The sequence below is a fragment of the Paraburkholderia sp. NPDC080076 genome (genome assembly GCF_050281145.1).
Classification (GTDB): domain Bacteria; phylum Pseudomonadota; class Gammaproteobacteria; order Burkholderiales; family Burkholderiaceae; genus Paraburkholderia.
In genome coordinates, this window is record NZ_JBNNWQ010000005.1 from 1 (window position 1) to 21,781 (window position 21,781).

At 58.1% G+C, this 21,781-nt stretch carries 16 protein-coding genes; 8 read left to right on the forward strand and 8 right to left on the reverse strand.

Annotated elements, in window-relative coordinates:
- Positions 1-55: 55 nt before the first annotated feature.
- The 6 genes from rfbA to ACQKRQ_RS21615 all read left to right on the forward strand — a co-directional run bounded on the left by rfbA (position 56) and on the right by ACQKRQ_RS21615 (position 6,721).
- Positions 56-949, forward strand: coding sequence for a glucose-1-phosphate thymidylyltransferase RfbA (gene rfbA, locus ACQKRQ_RS21590; protein WP_427479790.1), 894 nt, complete (start codon positions 56-58; stop codon positions 947-949).
- Between the two features lie 488 nt (positions 950-1,437).
- Positions 1,438-2,928: a lipopolysaccharide biosynthesis protein gene (locus tag ACQKRQ_RS21595; protein ID WP_342960092.1), complete on the forward strand. Its 1,491-nt coding sequence runs from the start codon at positions 1,438-1,440 to the stop codon at positions 2,926-2,928.
- Positions 2,929-2,937: 9 nt separating this feature from the next.
- Positions 2,938-3,939 carry a glycosyltransferase family 2 protein gene (locus tag ACQKRQ_RS21600; RefSeq protein ID WP_427479291.1) on the forward strand — a complete coding sequence of 334 codons (1,002 nt, stop codon included), beginning with the start codon at positions 2,938-2,940 and terminating at the stop codon, positions 3,937-3,939.
- A complete protein-coding gene (locus ACQKRQ_RS21605) occupies positions 3,936-4,586 on the forward strand; it encodes an acyltransferase (RefSeq protein WP_132375822.1) in 651 nt (216 codons plus the stop codon). The genes ACQKRQ_RS21600 and ACQKRQ_RS21605 overlap by 4 nt, the downstream gene beginning before the upstream one ends.
- On the forward strand, positions 4,583-5,737 hold the full coding sequence (locus tag ACQKRQ_RS21610) for an NAD-dependent epimerase/dehydratase family protein (RefSeq protein ID WP_427479293.1): 1,155 nt from the start codon (positions 4,583-4,585) through the stop codon (positions 5,735-5,737). Before ACQKRQ_RS21605 ends, ACQKRQ_RS21610 begins: the two co-directional genes overlap by 4 nt.
- A gap of 75 nt (positions 5,738-5,812) precedes the next feature.
- Positions 5,813-6,721, forward strand: a complete 909-nt coding sequence (locus tag ACQKRQ_RS21615) for a glycosyltransferase family 2 protein (RefSeq protein WP_427479295.1) — start codon at positions 5,813-5,815, stop codon at positions 6,719-6,721.
- A 241-nt stretch (positions 6,722-6,962) separates the two neighbouring features.
- On the opposite strand, the gene rffA is transcribed toward ACQKRQ_RS21615, so the two are convergent.
- Positions 6,963-8,135, reverse strand: a complete 1,173-nt coding sequence (gene rffA, locus ACQKRQ_RS21620) for a dTDP-4-amino-4,6-dideoxygalactose transaminase (RefSeq protein ID WP_342960091.1) — start codon at positions 8,133-8,135, stop codon at positions 6,963-6,965.
- A gap of 1,599 nt (positions 8,136-9,734) precedes the next feature.
- Between rffA and ACQKRQ_RS21625 the strand changes: the two genes are divergently transcribed.
- Positions 9,735-10,883 carry a glycosyltransferase family 9 protein gene (locus tag ACQKRQ_RS21625; RefSeq protein ID WP_427479297.1) on the forward strand — a complete coding sequence of 383 codons (1,149 nt, stop codon included), beginning with the start codon at positions 9,735-9,737 and terminating at the stop codon, positions 10,881-10,883.
- Positions 10,846-11,907 (forward strand): D-glycero-beta-D-manno-heptose-7-phosphate kinase, encoded by a 1,062-nt coding sequence (rfaE1, locus tag ACQKRQ_RS21630; protein WP_116142685.1) that lies wholly within the window; start codon positions 10,846-10,848, stop codon positions 11,905-11,907. Before ACQKRQ_RS21625 ends, rfaE1 begins: the two co-directional genes overlap by 38 nt.
- Positions 11,908-12,070: 163 nt before the next feature.
- On the opposite strand, the gene ACQKRQ_RS21635 is transcribed toward rfaE1, so the two are convergent.
- From ACQKRQ_RS21635 to ACQKRQ_RS21665, 7 genes are all read right to left on the reverse strand, one after another.
- Complete coding sequence (locus ACQKRQ_RS21635; protein WP_427479300.1) at positions 12,071-13,207, reverse strand: AGE family epimerase/isomerase; 1,137 nt, start codon at positions 13,205-13,207, stop codon at positions 12,071-12,073.
- 110 nt (positions 13,208-13,317) lie between these two features.
- Positions 13,318-14,553: a glycosyltransferase family 4 protein gene (locus ACQKRQ_RS21640; protein WP_427479302.1), complete on the reverse strand. Its 1,236-nt coding sequence runs from the start codon at positions 14,551-14,553 to the stop codon at positions 13,318-13,320.
- Positions 14,554-14,862: 309 nt separating this feature from the next.
- A complete protein-coding gene (locus ACQKRQ_RS21645) occupies positions 14,863-15,726 on the reverse strand; it encodes a sugar transferase (protein WP_427479792.1) in 864 nt (287 codons plus the stop codon).
- Positions 15,727-16,689: 963 nt separating this feature from the next.
- Positions 16,690-17,424, reverse strand: a complete 735-nt coding sequence (locus ACQKRQ_RS21650; protein WP_427479304.1) for an ABC transporter ATP-binding protein — start codon at positions 17,422-17,424, stop codon at positions 16,690-16,692.
- Positions 17,425-17,453: 29 nt separating this feature from the next.
- Positions 17,454-19,394 (reverse strand): ABC transporter permease subunit, encoded by a 1,941-nt coding sequence (locus ACQKRQ_RS21655; RefSeq protein ID WP_427479306.1) that lies wholly within the window; start codon positions 19,392-19,394, stop codon positions 17,454-17,456.
- An 8-nt stretch (positions 19,395-19,402) separates the two neighbouring features.
- Positions 19,403-20,278 (reverse strand): branched-chain amino acid ABC transporter permease, encoded by an 876-nt coding sequence (locus ACQKRQ_RS21660; RefSeq protein WP_132375813.1) that lies wholly within the window; start codon positions 20,276-20,278, stop codon positions 19,403-19,405.
- 118 nt (positions 20,279-20,396) lie between these two features.
- Complete coding sequence (locus tag ACQKRQ_RS21665; RefSeq protein WP_342960084.1) at positions 20,397-21,614, reverse strand: ABC transporter substrate-binding protein; 1,218 nt, start codon at positions 21,612-21,614, stop codon at positions 20,397-20,399.
- Between the last annotated feature and the right edge of the window lie 167 nt (positions 21,615-21,781).

The following is a 21,781-nucleotide window of genomic DNA, read 5'->3' on the forward strand; positions in this document are numbered from 1 at the left end:
GACTATCGCAAGTGGGTTGAGACCAACTACGCGCAGCGCGCGTAAAGGCACGGCAATGGCGCGCAAAGGCATTATTCTCGCGGGCGGCTCGGGCACACGCCTGTATCCGATCACGCATGTGGTCTCCAAGCAGTTGCTGCCCGTGTACGACAAGCCGATGATCTACTATCCGCTCTCCACGCTGATGGTGGCGGGCATTCGCGACGTGCTGATCATTTCGACGCCGCAGGACACGCCGCGCTTCGAAGCGATGCTGGGCGACGGCAGCCAGTGGGGCATGAACATCCAGTACGCGGTTCAGCCGTCGCCGGATGGGCTCGCGCAGGCGTTCATCATCGGCCGGGACTTTGTGGGCAACGATCCGTCGGCGCTGATTCTTGGCGACAACATTTTCTACGGCCACGATCTCGCCGCGCAGCTCGAGCGCGCAAATGTGCGTGACAGCGGCGCGACCGTGTTCGCGTATCACGTGCATGACCCGGAACGTTACGGCGTAGTCGAGTTCGATAAGAGTTTTCACGCGCTCTCCATCGAGGAGAAGCCCGAAAAGCCGCGTTCGAACTACGCCGTCACGGGTCTGTACTTCTACGACAACCAGGTCTGCCACATCGCTGCGGACATCAGACCGTCGCCACGTGGCGAACTCGAGATCACGGACGTCAACTCGTGCTATCTGCGGCGCAATGCGCTCGAAGTGGAAATCATGGGCCGTGGCTACGCGTGGCTCGACACAGGCACGCATGATTCACTGATCCAGGCGGCTACGTTTATCGAAACGCTGCAAAAGCGTCAGGGTTTGGTCGTGGCGTGTCCGGAAGAGATTGCATTCCGCCGACATTGGATCGACGAGGAGAAATTGCTCCAACTCGCTAAACCGCTCGCCAAGAATGCGTATGGCCAGTATCTGCTCAATCTTCCGAAGGATCAGGTGGCGTGGCCAAGCCGTTGACCCCGTCATGTTCGAATGGAGCGAAGCTGCTTCCGACTTCCATGCGATAGCTCATCCGCAACTTGCTGAACGTGCGCCGCCGCACATTTAAATTGAAGCTGCACAGGTACGCTTCAAGGCGTAGACCGCAGTGATGCGCATCGTAAGTTGGCTTGCGCATAAGTGTTCATATGCGCGTCTGTTCACGCAGTCGAGGGGCGTTTGCCGACAGCCAAAATACGCCGTGAGACCGCATCAAATACTTTCGTAATACATCAAGTTTCACAAGTAGTCATTTTTCCCTATCGTCGAAACGCGTTGTGGTCAGCGCGAATTGTCATTCCGGCATCGACCGGCCGGAATGGAGGTGGCATCTTTCGGTCGTTTGGCAGATCAAGCGCTCGCCCTAAGACACGTTCGCGATGAGTTGATATTAACGATGTCGATTCAGAATTCGCGGCGACTCTGGCGGTACCTTCAGCCCTTACCTAATTTACTGGCAGACCGCGATGTTGAGACGAACCCTGCTCGCAAATTTCGTTGGACAGATGGTGACCGCGTTGCTCGGCATCGTCATGGTCCCGATATACGTGCGTCATCTCGGGGTCGAAGCTTATGGACTGATTGCGATCAACGCGGTGGTTCTCGCATGGGTACTCGTTCTCGACTTCGGGCTTTCGCCCACGTTGTGCCGGGAGCTCGGCAGCCTGCGGGCCGGTACCGGTTCGAAAGCTGAAGTCGGGTTGTTGCTGGAATCACTGGAAAAGCTGATTCTCGGCACCAGCGCCATCCTGTTCGTCTTGTCGATCTTCATCGCGCCTTATTTCGCCGAACGATGGTTGAACGCGTCCACACTGCCTCCGAGCGTGATTCGTACGGCATTTGTGTTGATGATGCTGACTGCCATCGGGCGGTGGCTCGGTGCGCTATACCGTGGGGGTGTGGTCGGCATCGATCGACAGGTTGCACTCAACGGAATTGTCATCACCTTTGCCGTGATACGCACTGTGCTCGTTGTGCCGATCATCATGATCTGGCCGCGTATCGAGTTCTTCTTTGTTTGGCAACTTTTGGCGATTGTCGTAGAAGCGGCCGCGATGCGAACACTGCTCGGCCGTACGATCGACATACCGTTTCTGTCGACGCGTTTTTCATGGAAGGTACTGTCGTCGCGCGCGAAGCTGTCGCTGTCGATTGCATTGGCGACGGTGATCTGGGCCTGCACCACACAGATCGACAAGATCGCCCTTTCGAAAATTTTGCCACTGGCGGATTTTGCGGTGTTCAGCCTGGCGACTCTGTTGGCGAGCGGAATCTTGTTGTTGGCCAATCCGATTCAACAGGCGTTCATTCCACGGCTGACTACAGAAAGCTTCGGCGGCGGGGAACGAATTCGCCAGATGTATGCACTGGCCACTGAACTGACGTCATTGGCCGTGATCCCGGTTGCAGCAGTGTTCATCTGTGCGCCCGAGGCCGTGCTTCGATTCTGGTCCGCAAGCGCACCGTTGAGTCCCGACGCCTTGCGAACGATGCAATGCTATGCGGCAGGAAACGCATTTTCAGCGATCGCTTCGCTGGCGTTTATCGTGCAGTACGCGAAAGGGGACCTGTCTCTGCATCTGAAAGGCAATATCGGCTTTCTTGTCCTCTATGCGCCCGCGGTCCTATTTGGCGGCATTCATCTCGGTGCGGTCGGCGCTGCCTATGCGTGGGCGGGAATGAACTTTCTGCTCCTGTTCGGCTGGGTTGCGATCGTACATCGAAAGTTTATCCCCGGTATCAACGCCAGTTGGTATCGCGGCCTCGCTGCGCGTATCGCTGCGCTCACCCCCGTCGGACTGTTGTTGAGTTTCGCGGATCTCACAAGCTGTTCGCGTATTGGTCTGTTCTTTGTTCTATCAGGAGCGTGGCTCGCTATGGCCGCATTGACCATCGCGGTCTCGCCGATTATTCAACGAAAGGCTCGCCACCTGGCCGGGCGGCTGGTCCTCAACTGAGACAACAGCATGGATACTAACCTTTACCCTCCGGTCCAGGAGCAAGCCACGCCCGTACTATCGGTCATCGTGCTCTGCTACCGGCAAGGCGAGTATGTCGGTCCGTGCCTCCAAAGCGTACTCGACCAGAAGCTCGATGTGCCATTCGAGGTGATCGTGGGCGATGATAATTCGCCAGACAACTCCCTCGACGTCATCGAGTCGTTTCGATCGCGCTATCCGGATGTGATCAAGGTCATTTCGCACGACGCCAACGTCGGCTTCGCGGCGAACTTCGCCGATACCGTCGCGATGGCGAAGGGCGAATACATCGCGAACATCGACGGCGACGATGTCATGCTTCCTGGCAAGCTGCAGCGCCAACTCGATTTCTTAAGAGAGCATCCTGAATGCGGTCTCGTGGTCCATAGGATGCGCACGGTGGATCAGGATACGTTGGAGTCTGTGCCGTATCCACTACCCCAAAATAAGCCCGCAACGTTCGACGCCGAATTCCTCATCAAGAACGGACCGTACTTTTTTCATAGCTCGGAGATGTATCGGGCCCATCTGCGTCATCGCAGCCCCGTTGACGTAGGTCTGAAATCAGTCTGTGATGTGGCCCACCTGCTCCAGGTGGTGTTCGGCTGGCAAGGCTGCTACCTGGACGAAGAGTGGGGCCTTTACCGTGTCAACCGGACCGGCATGACCTCGACACGAATCAACAATCCCGAGCGTCATAGGGAATACATGGCCGACATGATCCAGACCTGCCAGATCGCGGCCGATCTCGGCATGGCGAGCGACACAGTCAACCGGGGGCGCGCAAAGTTCTATCTGACCTCGGCCATCTTCTATCTGGAGCATGGACACGAGGATAACTTCGAGGACTGCATCGAGTCGAGCTGGCGCGCGGCAAGAATCAGCACGAAACAGCTGGTTTTGTACTCGACGCGCCGGTGGCCACGTCTGTCACGCGCTGTCTATACGCGGCTCAAGCAAGTGACCAGACGACAGCGGGCCCACGCATGAGTACCACCGTACAGGAGAACGAGCGTCCTGCCACTAAGAGATTGAGGCTTCTCGATCTGTGTAACCGCGCGCTTCTCGCTTGGTACCGACTCAAGACGCGCCTGTGGTACGCGCATGTGTTCAAGTCGGTCGGCGCGAAAACGACGATCTTTCGTCCCATGCTACTCGTCAACGTGCATTACGCGTCGATTGGCGAGCGTGTACTGATTCGGCCTGGTGCGCGCATCGAACTCGTCGTGACGGATTCTGCTGCGCCGCCGCGGCTCACGATCGGAAGCCGGGTCAATATCGAGCAGAACGTTCACATCGTATGCGGCTCTTCAATCGAGATCGGCGACGGCGCGACCATTACCGGCAACGTTGCCATTGTCGATGTCGAGCATCCGTATGAGAACGTCAACGACACCACTCGCATTGGCGAGCGTATTCGCACGCGAGGTAATTATGTGGTGATCGGGCAGGGCGCTTTTATTGGATTTAGCGCAGTCATTCTGCCCAACGTGAAAATTGGCCGCCACGTCGTGGTCGGCGCGCATTCGGTAGTGACCCGCGACGTTCCCGACTATTGCGTGGTCGCAGGTAATCCGGCGCAAATCATCAAGCGCTACAACTTCGAAACCAGATGTTGGGAGAGGGAGAAACAATGAAAGTCCTGATTACGGGTGGCGCCGGCTTTATCGGCTCGAGTCTGGCGCGCAAGCTCTGCGCCAACAATGCGGAAGTCACGGTCCTCGATAACCTCTCCCCGCAGATTCACGGAGAGAATCCCAGCGTCACGTCTGCGATCTTCGCATCGTTGCCGGAAAGCGTGCACTTCGTGAAGGGGTCAGTGACTGATCGAGCCATGCTCGAACGTGTCATGCAGGGGCAGGACGCGATCGTTCATCTTGCGGCCGAGACGGGTACGGGCCAATCGATGTACGAGGTCGATCGCTATGTCGACGTGAACGTGCATGGCACAGCGCTAATTCTCGACATACTGGTGAAAAATAGCCGCAATTCCGTGCGCAAAGTGGTCGTTGCTTCGTCTCGCGCGATTTACGGCGAAGGCAAGTATCGTTCCCCGGCCGCCGGCATTCTGTATCCTGGTCCGCGGAAGGAAAAAGACATGCTTGAGGGCCAGTTCGAGCATCTCTGTCCGGTAAGCGGCAAAGCGATGGAATGCGTGCCCACCGACGAGGAATCGAAAATCCATCCGACCTCGCTTTATGGCATTACCAAGCAGACTCAGGAACAGATGGTGATGACGACTTGCCGTTCTATCGGCATCGATGCATCGGCGTTGCGTTATCAGAATGTCTACGGTCCGGGGCAGTCGTTATCGAACCCCTACACGGGCATTCTCTCGATCTTTTCGACGCGCATCAAAAACGGCAATCCGATCAATATTTTCGAAGATGGTCTGGAAAGCCGTGACTTCGTCTACATCGATGACGTGGTGGATGCGACCTACGCAGCGCTCACGAACGCGAACGCGGCGGACAACGTGTTCGGCATCGGTTCGGGCGTGCGCACTTCGGTCATGGACGTCGCCAAAACTTTGTGCGAGGTGTATGCCAGCGATGTCAGCGTCACCGTGACGGGCGCATTCCGCCTGGGCGATGTACGCCATGTCTACGCCGATTTGACCAAGGCAAGGGACATGCTCGGATTCGAGCCCAAGGTGTCGTTCAGCGAAGGCATCGCACGGTTTGCCCGGTGGGTCGACCAGCAGGAGGTGATGGCCGATACCTACGAGAAGAGCATCGCCGAGATGCGGGAGAAGGGTCTATACAAGGGCTGTGAACGCGCCGCATGACACATCGGTGACGCCCTCACGCTATGACGGAGGCGCAGCGACGGCCGCCTCCGCAACTCATTTGAAGGACGCGATATGTCAACGAGATATGGTTCGCCGCTGATCGGGATTGTCACCGTGCTGTATCGCTCCGATTCCGTGCTTTCTGATTTTTTCAAGAGTCTCGCGGCCCAGCGCGATGCGAACTTCAAGCTGTACGTGATCGACAACAGCGAGAAGGATACGGGGTGTGCGATATCGCGCGAGCTTGCGGCTCTCAACAATATTCACGCGGATATCGTGTTCAATAACGACAATGTCGGCGTCGCTCGCGGCAACAATCAGGGTATAGAGATGGCGCTTGCAGACGGATGCGAATACGTTCTGCTGGCCAATAACGACACCGACTTCCCGGATCCCGACGTGATCGCGGGACTTGTGCGGCACACCGAGGAGGCGGGTGCGTTGGCCTCGGTGCCCAAGATCACCTATCACGGCACCAATCGGATATGGTGTGCGGGCGGAAGATTCTCGCCGCTTACCGCCACCACGCCGCACGTGGGCGATCGGAAGGAAGATCGCGGGCAGTTCGACGAAGAAATGTTTACAGAATACGCGCCGACCTGCTTCATGTTGCTGCACAAAAGCATCTTTCAGACAGTCGGAATGATGGACGAAAAGTACTTCGTCTATTACGACGACAGCGACTTCGTCTGGCGCATGAAGAGTGCCAATATCCGCCTGCTATACGTGCCGACATCGAGCGTCGGTCACAAGGTGGCGGTGTCTACCGGCGGCAATGAAAGTCCGTTCAGCCTGTTCTATACGGCGCGCAATCGCGTTTATTTCAGCCGCAAGCACCTCGCACCTGCACACCGTGCAATTGCGATTGCCTATGCGGTCGTCACGTTGACGGTCAAATGCGTGAAGTTTTCGCCAGCGGCCAGGTCGAGCGTGTTCAAAGGACTTAGAGCCGGCTTCTCATTGTCAGTCGCCGATCATTGACTGAGAGACTGCGTGGCAGCGCTTCGTTACTCCAGCGTGTTGCCAATTTCCCGGCGTGCACCCCGGCATAAGCGATGGCGGCGAAAGTCTACCGCGCGAGATAGGAGAACTCCGGGACGGAGGTCGGCAACATCATCACCCCCCGCACCTTCCGGTGCGTGAGCACATCCGGACCGCTGCCGACGACCTCTCGTCAACGCCCGGATGCGATTCGCACAAGCACGTCCAGCGTGGGTCAGCCCTATTTCACTAGCGCGCTGAAAATGTCGACCACGCGCATTTGTTGCGTTTCGGTCAAGCCGGCCCAGAGGGGAAGGCGAATCAGGCGTTTTGACTGGTCGATGGTAACGTCCAATGGGCCGCCAGCTTTGCCGTACCGTTGCCCGCCAGGCGATGAATGAAGCGGAACATAGTGAAATACCGAACCTATTTCCTGCCTTCTATATTCATCGAGTAGACGCTGGCGCACGTGTTCGTCTTCAACCAGAACGTAATACATATGCCCATTGTGCTGGCACTCTTTCGGCACGATCGGACGACGGAGCGCGCCTCGGCGCTCGAACGGCTCGAGAAGCGCATGATATCGCTCCCAGTGCGCGAGGCGCGCCTGAGTAATCTTTTCAGCACTTTCCAGTTGAGCCCATAGATAGGCAGCGATCAACTCACTTGGCAAGAATGAAGAGCCGACTTCCTGCCAGGTGTATTTGTCGACTTCTCCGCGGAGATAGCGGCTTCGATCAGTGCCCTTCTCACGGATTATTTCCGCGCGCCTCGTGAGGGCGGGATCGTTCACGAGCAACGCGCCACCTTCGCCCGAGATGATATTTTTTGTTTCGTGAAAACTGTAGGCTCCGAGGTGGCCAATGGAGCCGAGGCCACGGCCCTTATAGGTTGCCATGACGGCCTGCGCCGCGTCTTCGACGACTTTGAGTCCGTGGCGTTGAGCGATGGATACGATCGTGTCCATTTCGCAAGCCACGCCGGCGTAATGCACCGGGACGATCGCTCGAGTTCGCGGCGTGATCGCCGCTTCGATCAATCGCTCGTCGAGATTCATAGTGTCTTCGCGGACATCCACGAAGACAGGCACGCCACCGCGCAGGACGAATGCGTTCGCCGTCGAGACGAACGTGTACGACGGCATGATGATTTCGTCGCCGGGTTGGATGTCCAGCAACAGAACCGCCATCTCAAGCGCGGCTGTGCAGGAGTGAGTCAGCAATGCCTTGCCGGCACCGCTTCTTTCCTGCAGCCACTCGTTGCAACGTCCTGTGAAGGAGCCGTCGCCAGCGAGCTTTTTACTGAAGTGAGCTTCTGCGACGTACTTCAGTTCATTACCCGTCATAGCGGGCGTATTAAAGGGAATACGATTCTCGTTTACCTCGATTCCAATTTGCGGCGTAGATCGGCTCATGAATAGTTCACCTCAACATGATCGAGAATCAATGGTTCTCGCTGCGACACATATTTGGATCTCGAAGCTGCCCGGCTTCAAGGCCCCGCGTTCCGGCGAACTCGCCAGGTGTTTCAATAAGCAAGTTGCGTGAAGTCCCTTGCTGTGGATCTCAACTGGAGATTGTTCTGTAGCGTGACACTTCGTCTGTCTAACAGATGGCGCGTGTGGACTGCGCGGCCTGCTTGTAGATCAGGCAAGGCGGAGCGTCGACTGGTACGAGATCGAACTGCTCGGTCAGTTGAGCAGCGACTTTCCTGAAGTCGTGCATGACCAAAAGCTCTGACGGCCGGGTAGGCGCCGCAAGAAAATAGGAGAAGCTGCGAACGTCGCAAAGGCGATAAATGCCAGCAGTGTCCAGACAGAGTCTCGCAATAGATGAAGCATGTCGCGCAACGAAAAGTTACCCGCTTCGTTGTCTGCGCGAGACGATCCAAAACTGAGAATATGCGTGTTCAAAGGCACCATCTCCAAGATCCGGGTAGCAAGCTTCTCGATGGAGCGACAAGCTTCGCCGCGTCCATCGCGACTTTGCGCAAATGTGATAGGAATACCTCCTTTGCCACGTCGGAGTCTGTGGTTTAGCGCACGTTGCGCGGCGCCGATTCAGTTTAGGTAGGTGGATAGCCGACAGGCGGGCAAACTATTTGTTTCGCAAATAGTGGTGTGGCAGGATTGATTACAGTTGCATTAATAGGTGGTATGAAGTTTCGCCCGATATGAACCACGAAAGCCTGCATAAATTACTGAAGTGGCGTTTCCCGACTAGGCGGCGCCCCTGCACGATGCGGGGTTCAAGTCGTGTCGCCATGCCTGAATCCTCGTGAGGCGGTGTCGCAGTGATTCGCATAAGCGCGGAGAAACAGATAGGCGGCTTCGCGCAGACCGAGTGTCCGTCACGGAACAATTCTACGGACTGGATATGGAAGTAGTACTTAGTATATCGATCGACCTTCCTGTGCCGGTCGTTCTGCGGCAAAAGCTTTCCGCAATGGGTGCCCCACATGCACTCGGGCATTCGAACGTTCGGCGCCGCACAGACAGCGCGCGTTCCAGCACGGATCATGCAGTTGCATCATCGGCCATTGCAGACTTTCGGCGCTCGATGCCGCCGACTGCTGTGATCTTCTGCTTCGGAGTGTGAGCCCTCAAAGGTATCGTCGGACCCGGTGTATGGCCTGACGCGGGGCGGTCGAATGGCAGCGGCGGTAAGCCGAGCACGGTGCCTGTCGAGAGTCACGACCAGCTAACGGGAATCCACCGTCAAGGCACAAATTGACGGGATCAGCGAACAACGGTACAGCGGCGACGTTGGGTAGCCTGGATGACCTGATCCAGCGCGGTGCCTGTCAGATCATCCCCCCAGACGACCGAGGCGGAATTGGCGACATTGCTCGAACAGTACGACAACGTGAAGACCTGTGGTGACAAGCGCACGGGGGCATGCCAAGACCATTCGCCCGGGCGCACGGTCGTCACGCCTATCGCACCCCGGCCGGCGAAGGTATGCAGCCGCTCGGGTTCTAGCTCGACGTTCAACTCGATGTTGCTGGACCTGAAATGAAAAATGAGCGCGGACAGAACCTTCTCAAGCGCGTCGACCTTATTATCGGCGGCGCTTTCTTGTACATATTAGGGGCGCTTCGCAAAAAACGACGCCTGCCGGCTGAGTGCACGACAGCAGGCATTTTTGCCTTCGCTGCGATTGGCGACTCGATCTTGTCGTCGATAATTATTTCTGAGTTGAGGAAAGTCAAAAAGATTTCCAGAATAGTGGTATTTGCATCACGAAGCAACGCGCGTATCTATGATCTGTTCGACGGGCTCGACGAAGTTGTCGTAGTCCCTTTGACCAGCCCGTTGAACGCGCTCAAGGAAATAAAGAAATACGAGGTCGATGTCTTAATCGACACTTCGCAATGGCCAAGGATTTCGGCCATATTGGCAGCTTTCACGAAGACGAAGTTTACGATTGGTTTTAAGACCAGGAATCAATTCCGCCATTATGCTTATGATGCCAGCGTTGAGCATTGCGAAGGCCTTCATGAGCTCGATAATTTCAGAAGGCTATTGCGCCCCCTAGGCATCGAGTCGACGGAACATCCGAAAATCACCAAGGCTATTCGTCCTTCCAATTTGCCGTTCGTCATTGACGATAAATATGTTGTTTTTCACCCGTGGGCCTCTGGAACAAATTTCGCCATGCGCGAATGGCCCATGGAGTGCTGGCGCGATCTTGCGCATGTTTTGATTGATAACGGGCACGCCATTGTCATCACGGGCGGTCCTGAAGATGCCACACGGGCTCAACAATTGGTTGAGCTGATCGGCAGCCAGAAGGTCGTAAGCGTGGCAGCCAAGGTGAGCCTGACTGAAGTGGTCGGAATAGTAAGGCGGGCGGAATGCATAGTTTGTGTGAACACCGGAATCATGCATTTGTCCGCAATGCTGGATACGCCGATGATTAGTCTGCATGGTCCTACCAATCCGTTTCGATGGGGCCCTGTCGGCAAAGAGCGTGGAGTCCTTGCTGTGTCTAAGCGAGAAGGCGGAATGTTCCTGAGCCTCGGATTTGAATATCCGAGAAATGCGAAGTACGTGATGGAAAAAATAAGCGTCGCTTCTGTCGCCGACGTTCTGAGTGAAGTTTATTCGATCAATTTAGGCCGCCATGACAAGAAACCCGCCGGTGAAGCTTTCGCCTCCTGATTTCGACTGCGCTCAACTAATGGTCGTAGGCGACGTCATGCTCGATTGGTATTGGCACGGTTCGACCTCGCGGATCTCGCCGGAGGCGCCCGTTCCCGTCGTCCATGTGCAAGCTGAAGAGACGCGTGTCGGTGGGGCGGGAAACGTCGCGCTGAACGCGGCAGCACTTGGAGCTCGTGTTCGTCTTCTCGGCTTGGCCGGGCAGGATGCGCACGCCGATCGGATCGAAGAGTTGCTGCGCGAAGGCGGGGTTGATTGCGTTCTCCAACGCGTCGCGGGCAGCAAGACGATCACCAAGCTTCGGATTCTTTCCCGCCATCAGCAGATGATCAGGGCGGACTTTGAGGACCATTTTCCCGAACGCAATGGAGATGAGCTGATTTTCAGCTTTGAGCGGCAGTTGCACGAAGTCGATGCGGTGGTCTTATCCGACTACGCGAAAGGGTCACTGCACGATTCGAAGAACCTCATCTCCGCCGCTCGCCGTGCAGGAAAACCCGTCATCGTCGATCCGAAAGGAACGGATTTCGAGCGTTATCGCGGCGCCACCGTCATTACGCCCAACCTGTCCGAATTCGAGGCTGTCGTTGGGCGGTGCGAGAGTGATGCCACGATCGAGCAGAAGGGTGCGGCCCTTTGCGATGCGTTTGAATTCGAAGCGGCGCTCGTCACACGCAGCGAGAAAGGCATGACGTTAATTTCTCGCGGCCACGCCCCTTTGCATTTGCCAACGCGCGCGCGCGAGGTGTTCGATGTGACCGGGGCCGGAGACACTGTCGTTGCCACGCTTAGTGCCGCGCTCGGCGCGGGCATGCCGCTGGACGAAGCAGTCGTGCTTTCCAATGTCGCGGCAGGCATCGTCGTGGCTAAATTGGGAACCGCGACGGTCCGTCGCCCCGAACTCCAGCAGGCACTGCAGCTTGACTTGCATTCCGCACGTCGAGGTAATATTCTCGCGCGAATTTCCCTATTACCTTGGCGAGCGAAACCCCGCTCTGAAAAGCCGAGTAACGTGAGCACCTGACGCGCAGACGTGAGCGGGACGTCGAGAGCCGACACGGTGTGGACTCGTTGTGCCGGCTGGTGGCCCGCTCCTTCGATGCCCACATCGATTGGCATGCCGAAATGAACGAGTTCAGTCCCGCGAGCCGAACGATCGAGCGGACCTTGTCCTTCTCAGGCTGCAATCACGCCGCAGCAATGCTGCGAGGAGCGTCGCGAACTTCAGCCGGTAGCGCCGCGTAAGCGGTGGCGAGATGATAGGGCGTAGTCGACGGCATGTCGGCGCGCGACACGTCGCCCGCGGCCGTCTTGCATTCGAACCAGCCTTGCGCGTGCAGAAACCGCTCGCGGAAGCGCTCGATCTGCCCGGGCAACACCGCACGCGCCGCGTCATCGTTGCGGGTGGCGAGTGCGCGCAGATATTCGCTTTGCGCCCAGATCCGCTGCGTGGCGTCCTTTACTCGACCGGCTTCATCAAGCGACGCGCACACGCCGCCCGTGACCGGATCCACGCCATGTTGCTGCGCAAACTCAAACGCGCGCGAGAGCGAGTCGTCGAGTCCTGATCCGCCCAATAGCGTGCCCGCTTGCCTGATCAGCCAGAACCATTCGAACTGATGGCCGGGCTCCAGACGGTTGTCGTCGACACCCAGCGGCAGTTCCGCGATGCAGCCGGTCGGCGCATGCACGAAGGTGCGTTCGATGGCGTCTGCCAGCTTGCGCAACGCGGAATCGAACACACTGTCCTGGGTCACCTCGCGCGCGGCGAGCCAGGCTTCGGTGAGATGCATCAACGGGTTTTGCACCGGCGTGCCGGTCACCGTCGAAAAATCTGCCTCGAGCGCTGCATTGAACAACCCATGTTGCGCGGCGAAACGCGTTTCGATTAGCGCCGAGGTGCTATGGACGAGCTCAAGTGCATCGCGATTATCGAAGCTTGCGGCATATTCAGCGCACGCGAAGACCAGGAACGCGTGCGTATAGAGATCTTTCGTCGTATCGAGCGGCGCTCCTTGTGCATCAACGCTGTAGAACCAGCCGCCGCGCTGCTTGTCCTGGAAGTAGTGCAGCAGGGCTTCGAACAGCACATGGGCATGGGCTGCTTCGCCGGCTTGCGAGAAGACGAACAACTGCCGCGCGCACGCCATCGCGCGATAGCGTTCAACCGGCATCGGAACGTGGCCCGCGTCGGCGCTGACGGCCTCGTAAGGCAGATGCATCGCGGTATTGAAGCCGGGCCCGCGCCAGATCGGCAGGACGACGCGTGCGAAGTGATCTCGTAGCGTGGCGGCAAGATCGATCGTGGAGGCGGGCGTATTCATGCTGCGAAGCTCCTTCGAATAGGTCGTAAAAAAGGTCTTGCCGCAGTGAGGCGCGACGAGCTTGCAGATCTTTGGACCGGCGCATCGCTATAGGTGTTGCGCGATCCGCGCTAAACGCGCGAAGGCGCGGATCGCGCGTGAACCGGGCGAGCCACTCCGCCCGCGAGCTCACGCTCGAGAACGTCGAGCAATTGATGTGCAGATCGTTCCCACCGGAAGCCACGAGCATGCTCCCTTCCGCGTTCGCGCCAGGTTTCGCGCACCGCGGCGTCCTCCATCATCTGCGTCACTTTGTCGACGATGTCGTCGACCGAATGCGCGTCACAGTACATCGCAGCATTGCCGCATACCTCAGGAAGCGAAGCTTCACGTGACACGATGACAGGACATCCACAAGACATCGCTTCAAGCGGCGGCAATCCGAAGCCCTCATATAAGGACGGAAACAGAAAGCAGCCTGCGTTTTCGTACAGCGCTCTCAATTCGCCGTCCGATACGAATCCTGCGGGGATGATGTTTTTCGACAAGTCGTACCCTACCTTCGCCTGTGAACTGAAGACCCGCAAATCGCATCCGCCAACGACAACAAACTTCAAGTCATGGCGGTCACTCAGCCGCTCCATCGCGGCAACTATGCGTGGAAGGTTCTTTCCCACCGAGAGATTTCCGACAGCGAGTACGTAGCCATCGTTCTGCAGGTTCAACCGCGACAGAATCGCCGTGTCCGGTGCGATCTTTTCAAAGTGGTCCACGCCATTCAGGACCACCGAAATGCGTGATGCGTCGATGCCAAGGCGCTCCATGATTCGTGTCTTCGAGAATTCCGACACCGTCACGATGTGACTAGCGTTGCGCTTCAGCAGAGAAAACGCAACGCGATACCAGAGCTTGTACTTCCACGAGTAATTTTCCGGCAGATCGTAGATCGCAACGTCGTGCATCATCACGACCTGCCGGCGAGCAAATAAGGGGCCCATATTGCAAAGGCTGAGAAGCGTTCGGTCGCCAATCGCGAATGGCAGTGCCAGTTGCTCCCATAGAGAACCCTTCAGCCACCGCCCGATCATTTTTGCTTTCGGCAAGACAACGTCAGTTCGTGCGTTAGAGGGAATCAACAAGGGCAGGTCGGCTTCCTCAGGAAACAGACGCCGGAACGCCATCGCCAGTTCATAGCCGACACGTTGCACTCCTGTTATGCGTTGAGACGCAAACTTGCCATTGATTGCAAACCCAGCAGACGGACCCCGCCAATGAGAGTCTCGCGCCGAGCTAGCGTCGGCTGGCAACGCAGTCTGAACGGGGGCCTCTTCCCGGTGCACGTTGGACCGCTCCGCTAATTGTTTCATCAGATATCGCTCCGGTATGCCAGTCGATGTAAGCATCGAGAAGGCGCTGTCAGCCAGCACAAACGTTCACCGCTCGGCCTTCATATGAAATTGCCGCGACAGAACGTTCGAGGGGAGAGAGAAGGTAAGTTGTCGGGTGTTTCGCTACGCCGTGAGAATTCAACGTAGTCTTCGTGACTTTCACTGGCGAGACGATTCGAGATCATGCACGCCACGGAGAGCGTGCCTGTAGAAGCCGATTCGACGACGTGAACAATTTGCATAGGCACTCCATACGGATTACTTTGCTGTGCCGGGCGTACACGATGTTCAATACGCCCCGCTTCCGTCGAAGACCACTTTGAATGTTCTCAGCAGAATGCTGATGTCGAGCAGGGTCGAGCGTTCCTTCACGTACGAGACGTCCAGTGCGACTCTCGTTGCGTAGTCAACGTTATTTCGTCCGCTGACTTGCCACAATCCTGTCACGCCGGGCCTGACGGACAGGTAATAGTGGGCGTCGGAGCCATAGCGTTCCAGTTCCTTGGTGATGATGGGGCGAGGACCGACGAGACTCATGTCGCCCCGAAGAACATTCCAAAGCTGTGGCAGTTCATCCAGGCTTGTCTTGCGCAGAAACCGGCCGACGGTAGTGATGCGTACATCGTTCTTCAGTTTGAAATCGCGATTCCATTCCTCGCGCGCATTGGCGTCGGTGGCAAGGAGCTCGGCAAGAACGACATCGGCCTTCGGCACCATGGAGCGGAATTTCAGACAGCGAAACGATCGTCCGCCTCTTCCAACGCGCGGATGGCCAAAGAAAGCCGACCCGCCGTCGCTCAGCACGACGCAAGCTATGACGAGAAAAATCGGCAGCAGCACAAGGAGCAAGGCGGATGCGCCGAGAATGTCGAAAGTGCGTTTCGTGAAGTCACCTTTTCTCGACGGGATGTCAGAGTCATTAGCCGCCGACAACGTACGGCGAGCCACGGGGCCTGCAGCGGTATCCGCGGACACGTCCGCAGAAAGGGACTCATCGGGGCGGTTCAATTCCGAGGTGCTATCCACATGTGAAGCTGAAAAGCCGCGGCCGCCCAATTCAGGATGATCGGCGTGTGCACGACTTTCGTAGCGGGCATCGAAAGGATTGACGTCCTTTGACACTGATTCCGATACCTTGCCGACTAAAGCCATTGCTGCCCCCGGTGCGAAGTTCGTTGACGAGTACATCAGTGTTTCGGCATTGCAGTCGTACCGGTTATTTCAACCGTTGAGGCAAACCATTTGCAGCATCAGACAAAAACGGGCCATCGGACGATTGCGGCGGACAACGCGAGATAGGAAAATAGGGATATAGCAATCTGTAATTGCTATAAAAAGTACTTCAGATAATTAAGAAGAAAAGCTCAATAAAAATTAATAAAAAGACTTCTCCTACGAAGCAGGGGCGCACGCTAGAAGCATGCGAAGCATCGCATTCCCCGGCAACATAAATCCTAATTATTTCAGTAGAAAGTATAGCTTGGCAATTCGGCGTCCGTTTGCGGACAAGTCGTAAAATGCCGATGTCTTGGCCGACTCAGAAAGATATGCCAATCAGTGTTGCGGTACATTCGACGGCCACCGTTGGCACTACGAAAATGTTGATCGTTATCAAAATTCCAATTGTCGCAGCCGAAGCCGGATGCGATAGGTAAACCGGTTTCACGTGGGCGGCCGCCTCTGGCCATTCCCGCATTGACCCACGACGGCGATCAATTCAATAAATACGCGCCTGCTCCGTGTTTGGTCGAGCATGTGTAGACGTAGAGTATCTGTACGAATGCCGCTACTCCGTTCGGTACAGCACACAAAGCTCGGTTAGGGCATGCGTCAATCGCCGCGTCCATGTGTATGATGAAAGCGGCTCGCCGCGCAGACGCCGGTCTCCGACGAGATGAGTGTGGATGGCCGTCGCAACGTATTGCGCGTTCATGTTCCAGATTTCAGCCACGCCTGTGGCGAGAATTCCGTTGGCTTAAGTGTGCTGGCCAGGCCGCCAGAAGAGTGTTCGATCTCGCACGGAATATGCTAAGTCTTTCATCTGGCTTGTCGAGTTGAAAGAGAAGGTTGCGCGCGCAACCTGCACGGTTCGTGCCACGAACTAGCCGATGCACCTCAGTGACTGGCCCCCAGGTACGCCGCCTTCACCGAGGGATCGTTGCGCAACTCCGCCGCGGGCCCATGCGCCGCGATCTTGCCGTTCTCAAGCACATAGCCATAATCGGCCACATTGAGCGCCGCGGCGGCGAACTGCTCGACCAGTAACATGGTGGCGCCCTGACTCTTCAGATTCCCGATGATGCGAAACACCTCTTCGACCAGAATGGGCGCGAGTCCCATCGACGGTTCGTCGAGCAAGACCAACTCCGGGTTCATCATGATCGCGCGCGCCATGGCCAGCATCTGTTGCTCACCGCCGGAAAGCGTGCCCGCCAGTTGGTGACGCCGCTCCTTGAGCCGCGGAAACATCTCGATCGCGCGCTCCAGATCGGCCTTCACGTCGCCGCGCGGCCGCGCCGATGTCAGGCGCGGAAACGCGCCGAGCATCAGGTTGTCGGTCACGCTCATGGTCGCGAACACGCGCCGGCCTTCCGGTGAATGCGCGAGCCCGAGCCGTGCGATGCGATGTGACTCCAACGCGTCGATGCGCTTCGCGTTCGCGCCGATGCCCATCGTAATCTCGCCGGCACTCGGCCGGATCATGCCGGAGATCGCCCGCATCGTCGTCGTTTTGCCCGCGCCGTTCGAGCCGATCAGCGTGACAACCGACGCCTTCGGCACATCGATCGAAATGCCGTGCAGCACTTTGACCTTGCCGTAGCCCGCATGCAGATTTCTAATCGATAACATGTCTGTTCCTGTAGGCGCGTTGGGTCGGTTCACGCCGCTTGGCCGGCAGGCTGGCCGCCGAGATAAGCTTCGATGACTTTATCGTTGGACTGAATATCGGCAGGCTTGCCTTCGGCGATTTTCTGCCCGAAATCCAGCACCGAAACCCGGTCGCAGACGCTCATCACCACGTCCATGTGGTGCTCGATCAGCACGACAGTAATGCCGTGATCGCGCACTTTGCGAATGATCGCGACCAGTTCCTTGATATCCGGCGCAGTGAGTCCCGCAGCGGGTTCGTCGAGGAGCAGCAGTTGCGGATCGAGCGCGAGCGCCCGCGCGATTTCGAGCAGCCGCTGTTTGCCGTACGGCAGGTTGCGTGCTTCTTCGGCGGCGACATTGTCCAGACCGACGAAGCGCAGCATGCCGAACGCACGCTCGCGGGCGGCGCGTTCCTCGCGTCGATAGCGCGACGACATTAGCCCGACATCCGCGAGATTGGCGTTGAACGTGTGATGCAGGCCGACCAGCACATTCTCGAGTGCGGTCATCTCACCGAACAACTGCACGTTCTGGAACGTGCGCGCGATACCGGACAGCGCAATCTGCGCCGAGGTCTTGCCCGCGAGCGACGCGCCGCGATAGTCGAGCGTGCCAGCGGTCGGCACATAGATACCGGTCAGTACGTTCATCATCGTGCTTTTGCCCGATCCGTTCGGGCCGATCAGGCCGTGAATCGTGCCACGCCGCACGGTCAGATCGACGTTGTTGAGCGCCTTCAGTCCGCTGAACTGCATCAGGATGCCGCGCAATTGCAGAATGTCTTCCGTACCGCTCGCCTGCACCGCCTGAATCGCATCGCCACCGATCGTGGCCGGTTTCGTGGTGTCGACAGTCACCGTGCGGACGCGGCCATGCATCACGATCTTGCGTACGAAACCGACCACGCCGTCCTGCAAGTAATACACCACCAGCAGAATCATCAGCCCGAAGATCGTCAACCGCCAGTCGGCAAGCGTGTCGATCCGGTAGGAAAACGCGGCGAGACCCACCGTGCCCAAAACCGGAATCGCGACCTTGCGCGGCGTGGACACCTGGCGCGCCAGCGCGACACCCGCGCCGATCACGACGACCGCTGCCAGCACCGAGGCGACGGTGCGGAACATGTCGATGTCGTCGAGCAGTTTGGGCAGCAGCACGATGATCGCCGAGCCGAGCAGCGCGCCGGTGCGGGTCTTGCGGCCGCCCATGATGATCGCAAGCAGGAACAGGATGGTGAGTTCGAAGTTATACGTATTCGGCGAGATGTACTGCTCCGAATACGAATAGAGGCAGCCCGCCAGGCCGGCGAACCCCGCGCTGATCACGAACGCGTAGACCTTGTAGCGGTACACCGAGACACCCATGCAGTCCGACGCGATCGGACTGTCGCGCAGCGCCTCGAACGCGCGGCCCAGATGCGATCTGAGCACGCGGTGCACGACGATCAGCGAGGCGACCAGCAGTGCCGCGACGAGCCAGTAGTACTCGACCTCGTTCATCGGCCGGCCGCCGATCGAAGGTTTCGGGATCTTCACGCCCATCGGTCCGTTGGTCAGAAAATCCATCTCGTTGATGAGAATCTGGAGGATCGTGCCGAACGCCAGCGTCACCATCGCGAGGTAGGGACCGGACACGCGCAAGGCCGGCAGCGCGAGAATCGCGCCGAAGCCCGCGGTGATGAGAATCGCCAGCGGCGCGGTGACGATGAACGGCATGCCGAGCTTGAAGAACAACACACCGGCCGTGTAAGCGCCCACGCCGAACAACCCGGCATGCCCGAGCGACACTTGCCCCGTATAGCCGACCACGATGTCGAGACCGAAGAGCAGGATCGCGTAGATCATGATCGTCTCGAGCAGGTGGATGTAATACGGGTTCCCAGACAGCACGGGAAACACCGCGAGCGCGATCAGCGCCAGTGCGGACACAATGAGTTTCTTCGGATTCACGGCGGTCCTCACACTTTCTTGATCGACGTCTTGCCGAACAGGCCGGCAGGTTTCAACGCGAGCACGATCAGCAGCAGGACGAGCCCGGGTACGTCCTTGTAACCGGTGGAGAGGTAGAAGCCGGTCGTGGTCTCCGCAATCCCGAGAATCACCCCGCCCACCACGATACCCAGCCCGCTCGATAGCCCGCCGATGATCGCCACCGCGAACGCCTTGAGCCCGAGTACCGCGCCCATCGTCGCGCCGGTGAGCGTGAGCGGCGCGATCAGCACGCCGGCAAAGGCCGCGGTCAGCGACGACAGCGCATACGAAAACGTGATGACGAGACCGGTGTTGATGCCCATCAGCGCCGCGGCATCGCGGTCGTTCGCGGTGGCCACCACCGCCTTGCCGAAGATCGTCTTGCGGTTGAAGAACTCGACCGCCAGCATCATCACGAGGGCGCCGCCGACCACCAGCAATTCCATCGGCAGCACATTGGCGCCGAACACTTTTAGCGGTGCTTCCGGCAGCGGGGAGGGGAAGCGCAGATCGTCGCGGCCCCAGAGATTCTCCGCGACGTTCTTGAAGATGATGCCGAGTGCGATGGTCGACATGATCCAGCCGAACTCGGATTTGATCTTGATCGCCGGCCGCACCCCGATCCGTTCGACGAACGCGCCCTGCAGCAGACCGAACACGCACACGAGCGGAATCATCAGCCAGTAATTGACGCCGAGCGTGACGAGCGTGAGACCGACCAGCGCGCCGAGCATCAGCGCGTCGCCCTGGCCGAAGTTCAGCGTGCCCGAGGTAGCGAATGTGAGTTGATAGCCGAACGCGATCACGGCGTAGATCATGCCGAGCGCAATGCCGCTATAAATGAGCTGCAGAAGAATGGCCATCGTCGACCGCCTTGGAGTTCACCGGATATGAAGCGAAGCCGCGCCCGCCTCGAGGCGGGTGCGGCTTCGTAACATGCCGCCGCGCTTGCTTAGCGCTTGTTCCGCGCTTATTCCACGCTCAGTTCGCGGAGCTCGCCTGCTTGCTGCGCAACTGGCTGCCGCCTTTCTTGTCGGCTTCGTACGCATAGACCACGCGGCCGCCCTTGACCTCGCCGACCACCGGCACATTCGGGCTGATCGCTTCGTGGTCGTCATGCGTGAACGGCTTGTCGTAGACCATCACGACGCCTTCCACCTTGGTGTTGAGGTTTTCGAGCGCGGCGCGCACTTTCGGGCCGTCGGTCGAGCCGGCCTGGGTGATCGCGGCGGCCAGCAGATAGACCGAGTCGTAGCCCTGCGCGGCGGACACCGGCGAGTCGATGCGGTTGTTCTTCGGCTTGAATTCCTTCAGGTACGCTTCGATAAAGGCTTTGCGCTTCGGCGTGTTCGCTTCCTGAATGAAGGTCTGCGGCATGCGCGCGCCTTCGCCGTTGGTGCTCGCGTTGTCGATATAGTTCGCCATCGACAGGGTCCAGCTGCCGATCAGGGGCACTTTCCAGCCGAGCTTGGCCATGCCGTTGGCGATCTGCGCGAGTTCCGGTCCGATCCCGTACGTCAGTACCGCTTCCGCGCCGGCCTCTTTGGCCTTCAGCAGTTGCGCGGTCATGTCGACGTCCTTGATATTGAATTTCTCGACGGCGACGGGTTTCACGCCTTTGGCGGCGAGCGCTTTTTCGAGGTCTTCGCGGCCGAGCTGACCGTAGTTGGTCGAGTCGGCGAGAATCGCGACCTTCTTGAAGCCGCGTTTGGTCACAGCCTCTTCGACGATCATCGGCGCCTGGATGCGATCCGCGGCGGCGTTGCGGAACACGTAGTTATCCGGCTGATCGGTGAACTGCTTCGTCACGATGCTGCCTGTGGCGACGTTGTTGAACACGGGAATCTTCGCTTCCTGGAAGAAGCGCTGCGAAGCGAGCGCGACGCCGGTATTGATGTAGCCGACCACCGCCACGACTTTTTCCTTGTTGATCAGCTCTTGCGCGATCTGCACGCCGCGTTCGTTCTTTGCTTCGTCGTCGCGTTCCACGAGCACGATCTGGCGGCCCAGCACGCCACCGGCTTTATTGATCTCCGCGGTCGCGAGGCGCACGCCGTCACGCATGCTCACGCCCATCGAAGACGAGCCACCGGTGAAAGGGCCGTCGACGCCGATCTTGATCGGATCTGCCGCATAGCTGACATTGGCGAGGGCGCAAAGGGCGAGCGCACCCACAACGCTTTTCAAGCGAATTCCCATAGCTGTCTCCGTAGCATGTCTTTTCTTGCATGCAGCCTCGATGCGGGCTCATGCGCGCCGATTCACGCGTTCTTAGGAAGCCTGACCGTCAATCGGTAAGTCAGTATAGAAATCGTAAAGTATTAGTAATATGCGGAATTACCCGTGTGGTGCAATCCCTCAATCGA

Excerpts from the sequence above, each read along its gene's own strand:
- rfbA (WP_427479790.1), top strand. The coding sequence starts at position 56 with ATGGCGCGCAAAGGCATTATTCTCGCGGGCGGCTCGGGCACACGCCTG.
- ACQKRQ_RS21595 (WP_342960092.1), top strand. The coding sequence starts at position 1,438 with ATGTTGAGACGAACCCTGCTCGCAAATTTCGTTGGACAGATGGTGACC.
- ACQKRQ_RS21600 (WP_427479291.1), top strand. The coding sequence starts at position 2,938 with ATGGATACTAACCTTTACCCTCCGGTCCAGGAGCAAGCCACGCCCGTA.
- ACQKRQ_RS21605 (WP_132375822.1), top strand. The coding sequence starts at position 3,936 with ATGAGTACCACCGTACAGGAGAACGAGCGTCCTGCCACTAAGAGATTG.
- ACQKRQ_RS21610 (WP_427479293.1), top strand. The coding sequence starts at position 4,583 with ATGAAAGTCCTGATTACGGGTGGCGCCGGCTTTATCGGCTCGAGTCTG.
- ACQKRQ_RS21615 (WP_427479295.1), top strand. The coding sequence starts at position 5,813 with ATGTCAACGAGATATGGTTCGCCGCTGATCGGGATTGTCACCGTGCTG.
- rffA (WP_342960091.1), bottom strand. The coding sequence starts at position 8,135 with ATGAGCCGATCTACGCCGCAAATTGGAATCGAGGTAAACGAGAATCGT.
- ACQKRQ_RS21625 (WP_427479297.1), top strand. The coding sequence starts at position 9,735 with ATGAAAAATGAGCGCGGACAGAACCTTCTCAAGCGCGTCGACCTTATT.
- rfaE1 (WP_116142685.1), top strand. The coding sequence starts at position 10,846 with ATGACAAGAAACCCGCCGGTGAAGCTTTCGCCTCCTGATTTCGACTGC.
- ACQKRQ_RS21635 (WP_427479300.1), bottom strand. The coding sequence starts at position 13,207 with ATGAATACGCCCGCCTCCACGATCGATCTTGCCGCCACGCTACGAGAT.
- ACQKRQ_RS21640 (WP_427479302.1), bottom strand. The coding sequence starts at position 14,553 with ATGAAACAATTAGCGGAGCGGTCCAACGTGCACCGGGAAGAGGCCCCC.
- ACQKRQ_RS21645 (WP_427479792.1), bottom strand. The coding sequence starts at position 15,726 with ATGGCTTTAGTCGGCAAGGTATCGGAATCAGTGTCAAAGGACGTCAAT.
- ACQKRQ_RS21650 (WP_427479304.1), bottom strand. The coding sequence starts at position 17,424 with ATGTTATCGATTAGAAATCTGCATGCGGGCTACGGCAAGGTCAAAGTG.
- ACQKRQ_RS21660 (WP_132375813.1), bottom strand. The coding sequence starts at position 20,278 with ATGGCCATTCTTCTGCAGCTCATTTATAGCGGCATTGCGCTCGGCATG.
- ACQKRQ_RS21665 (WP_342960084.1), bottom strand. The coding sequence starts at position 21,614 with ATGGGAATTCGCTTGAAAAGCGTTGTGGGTGCGCTCGCCCTTTGCGCC.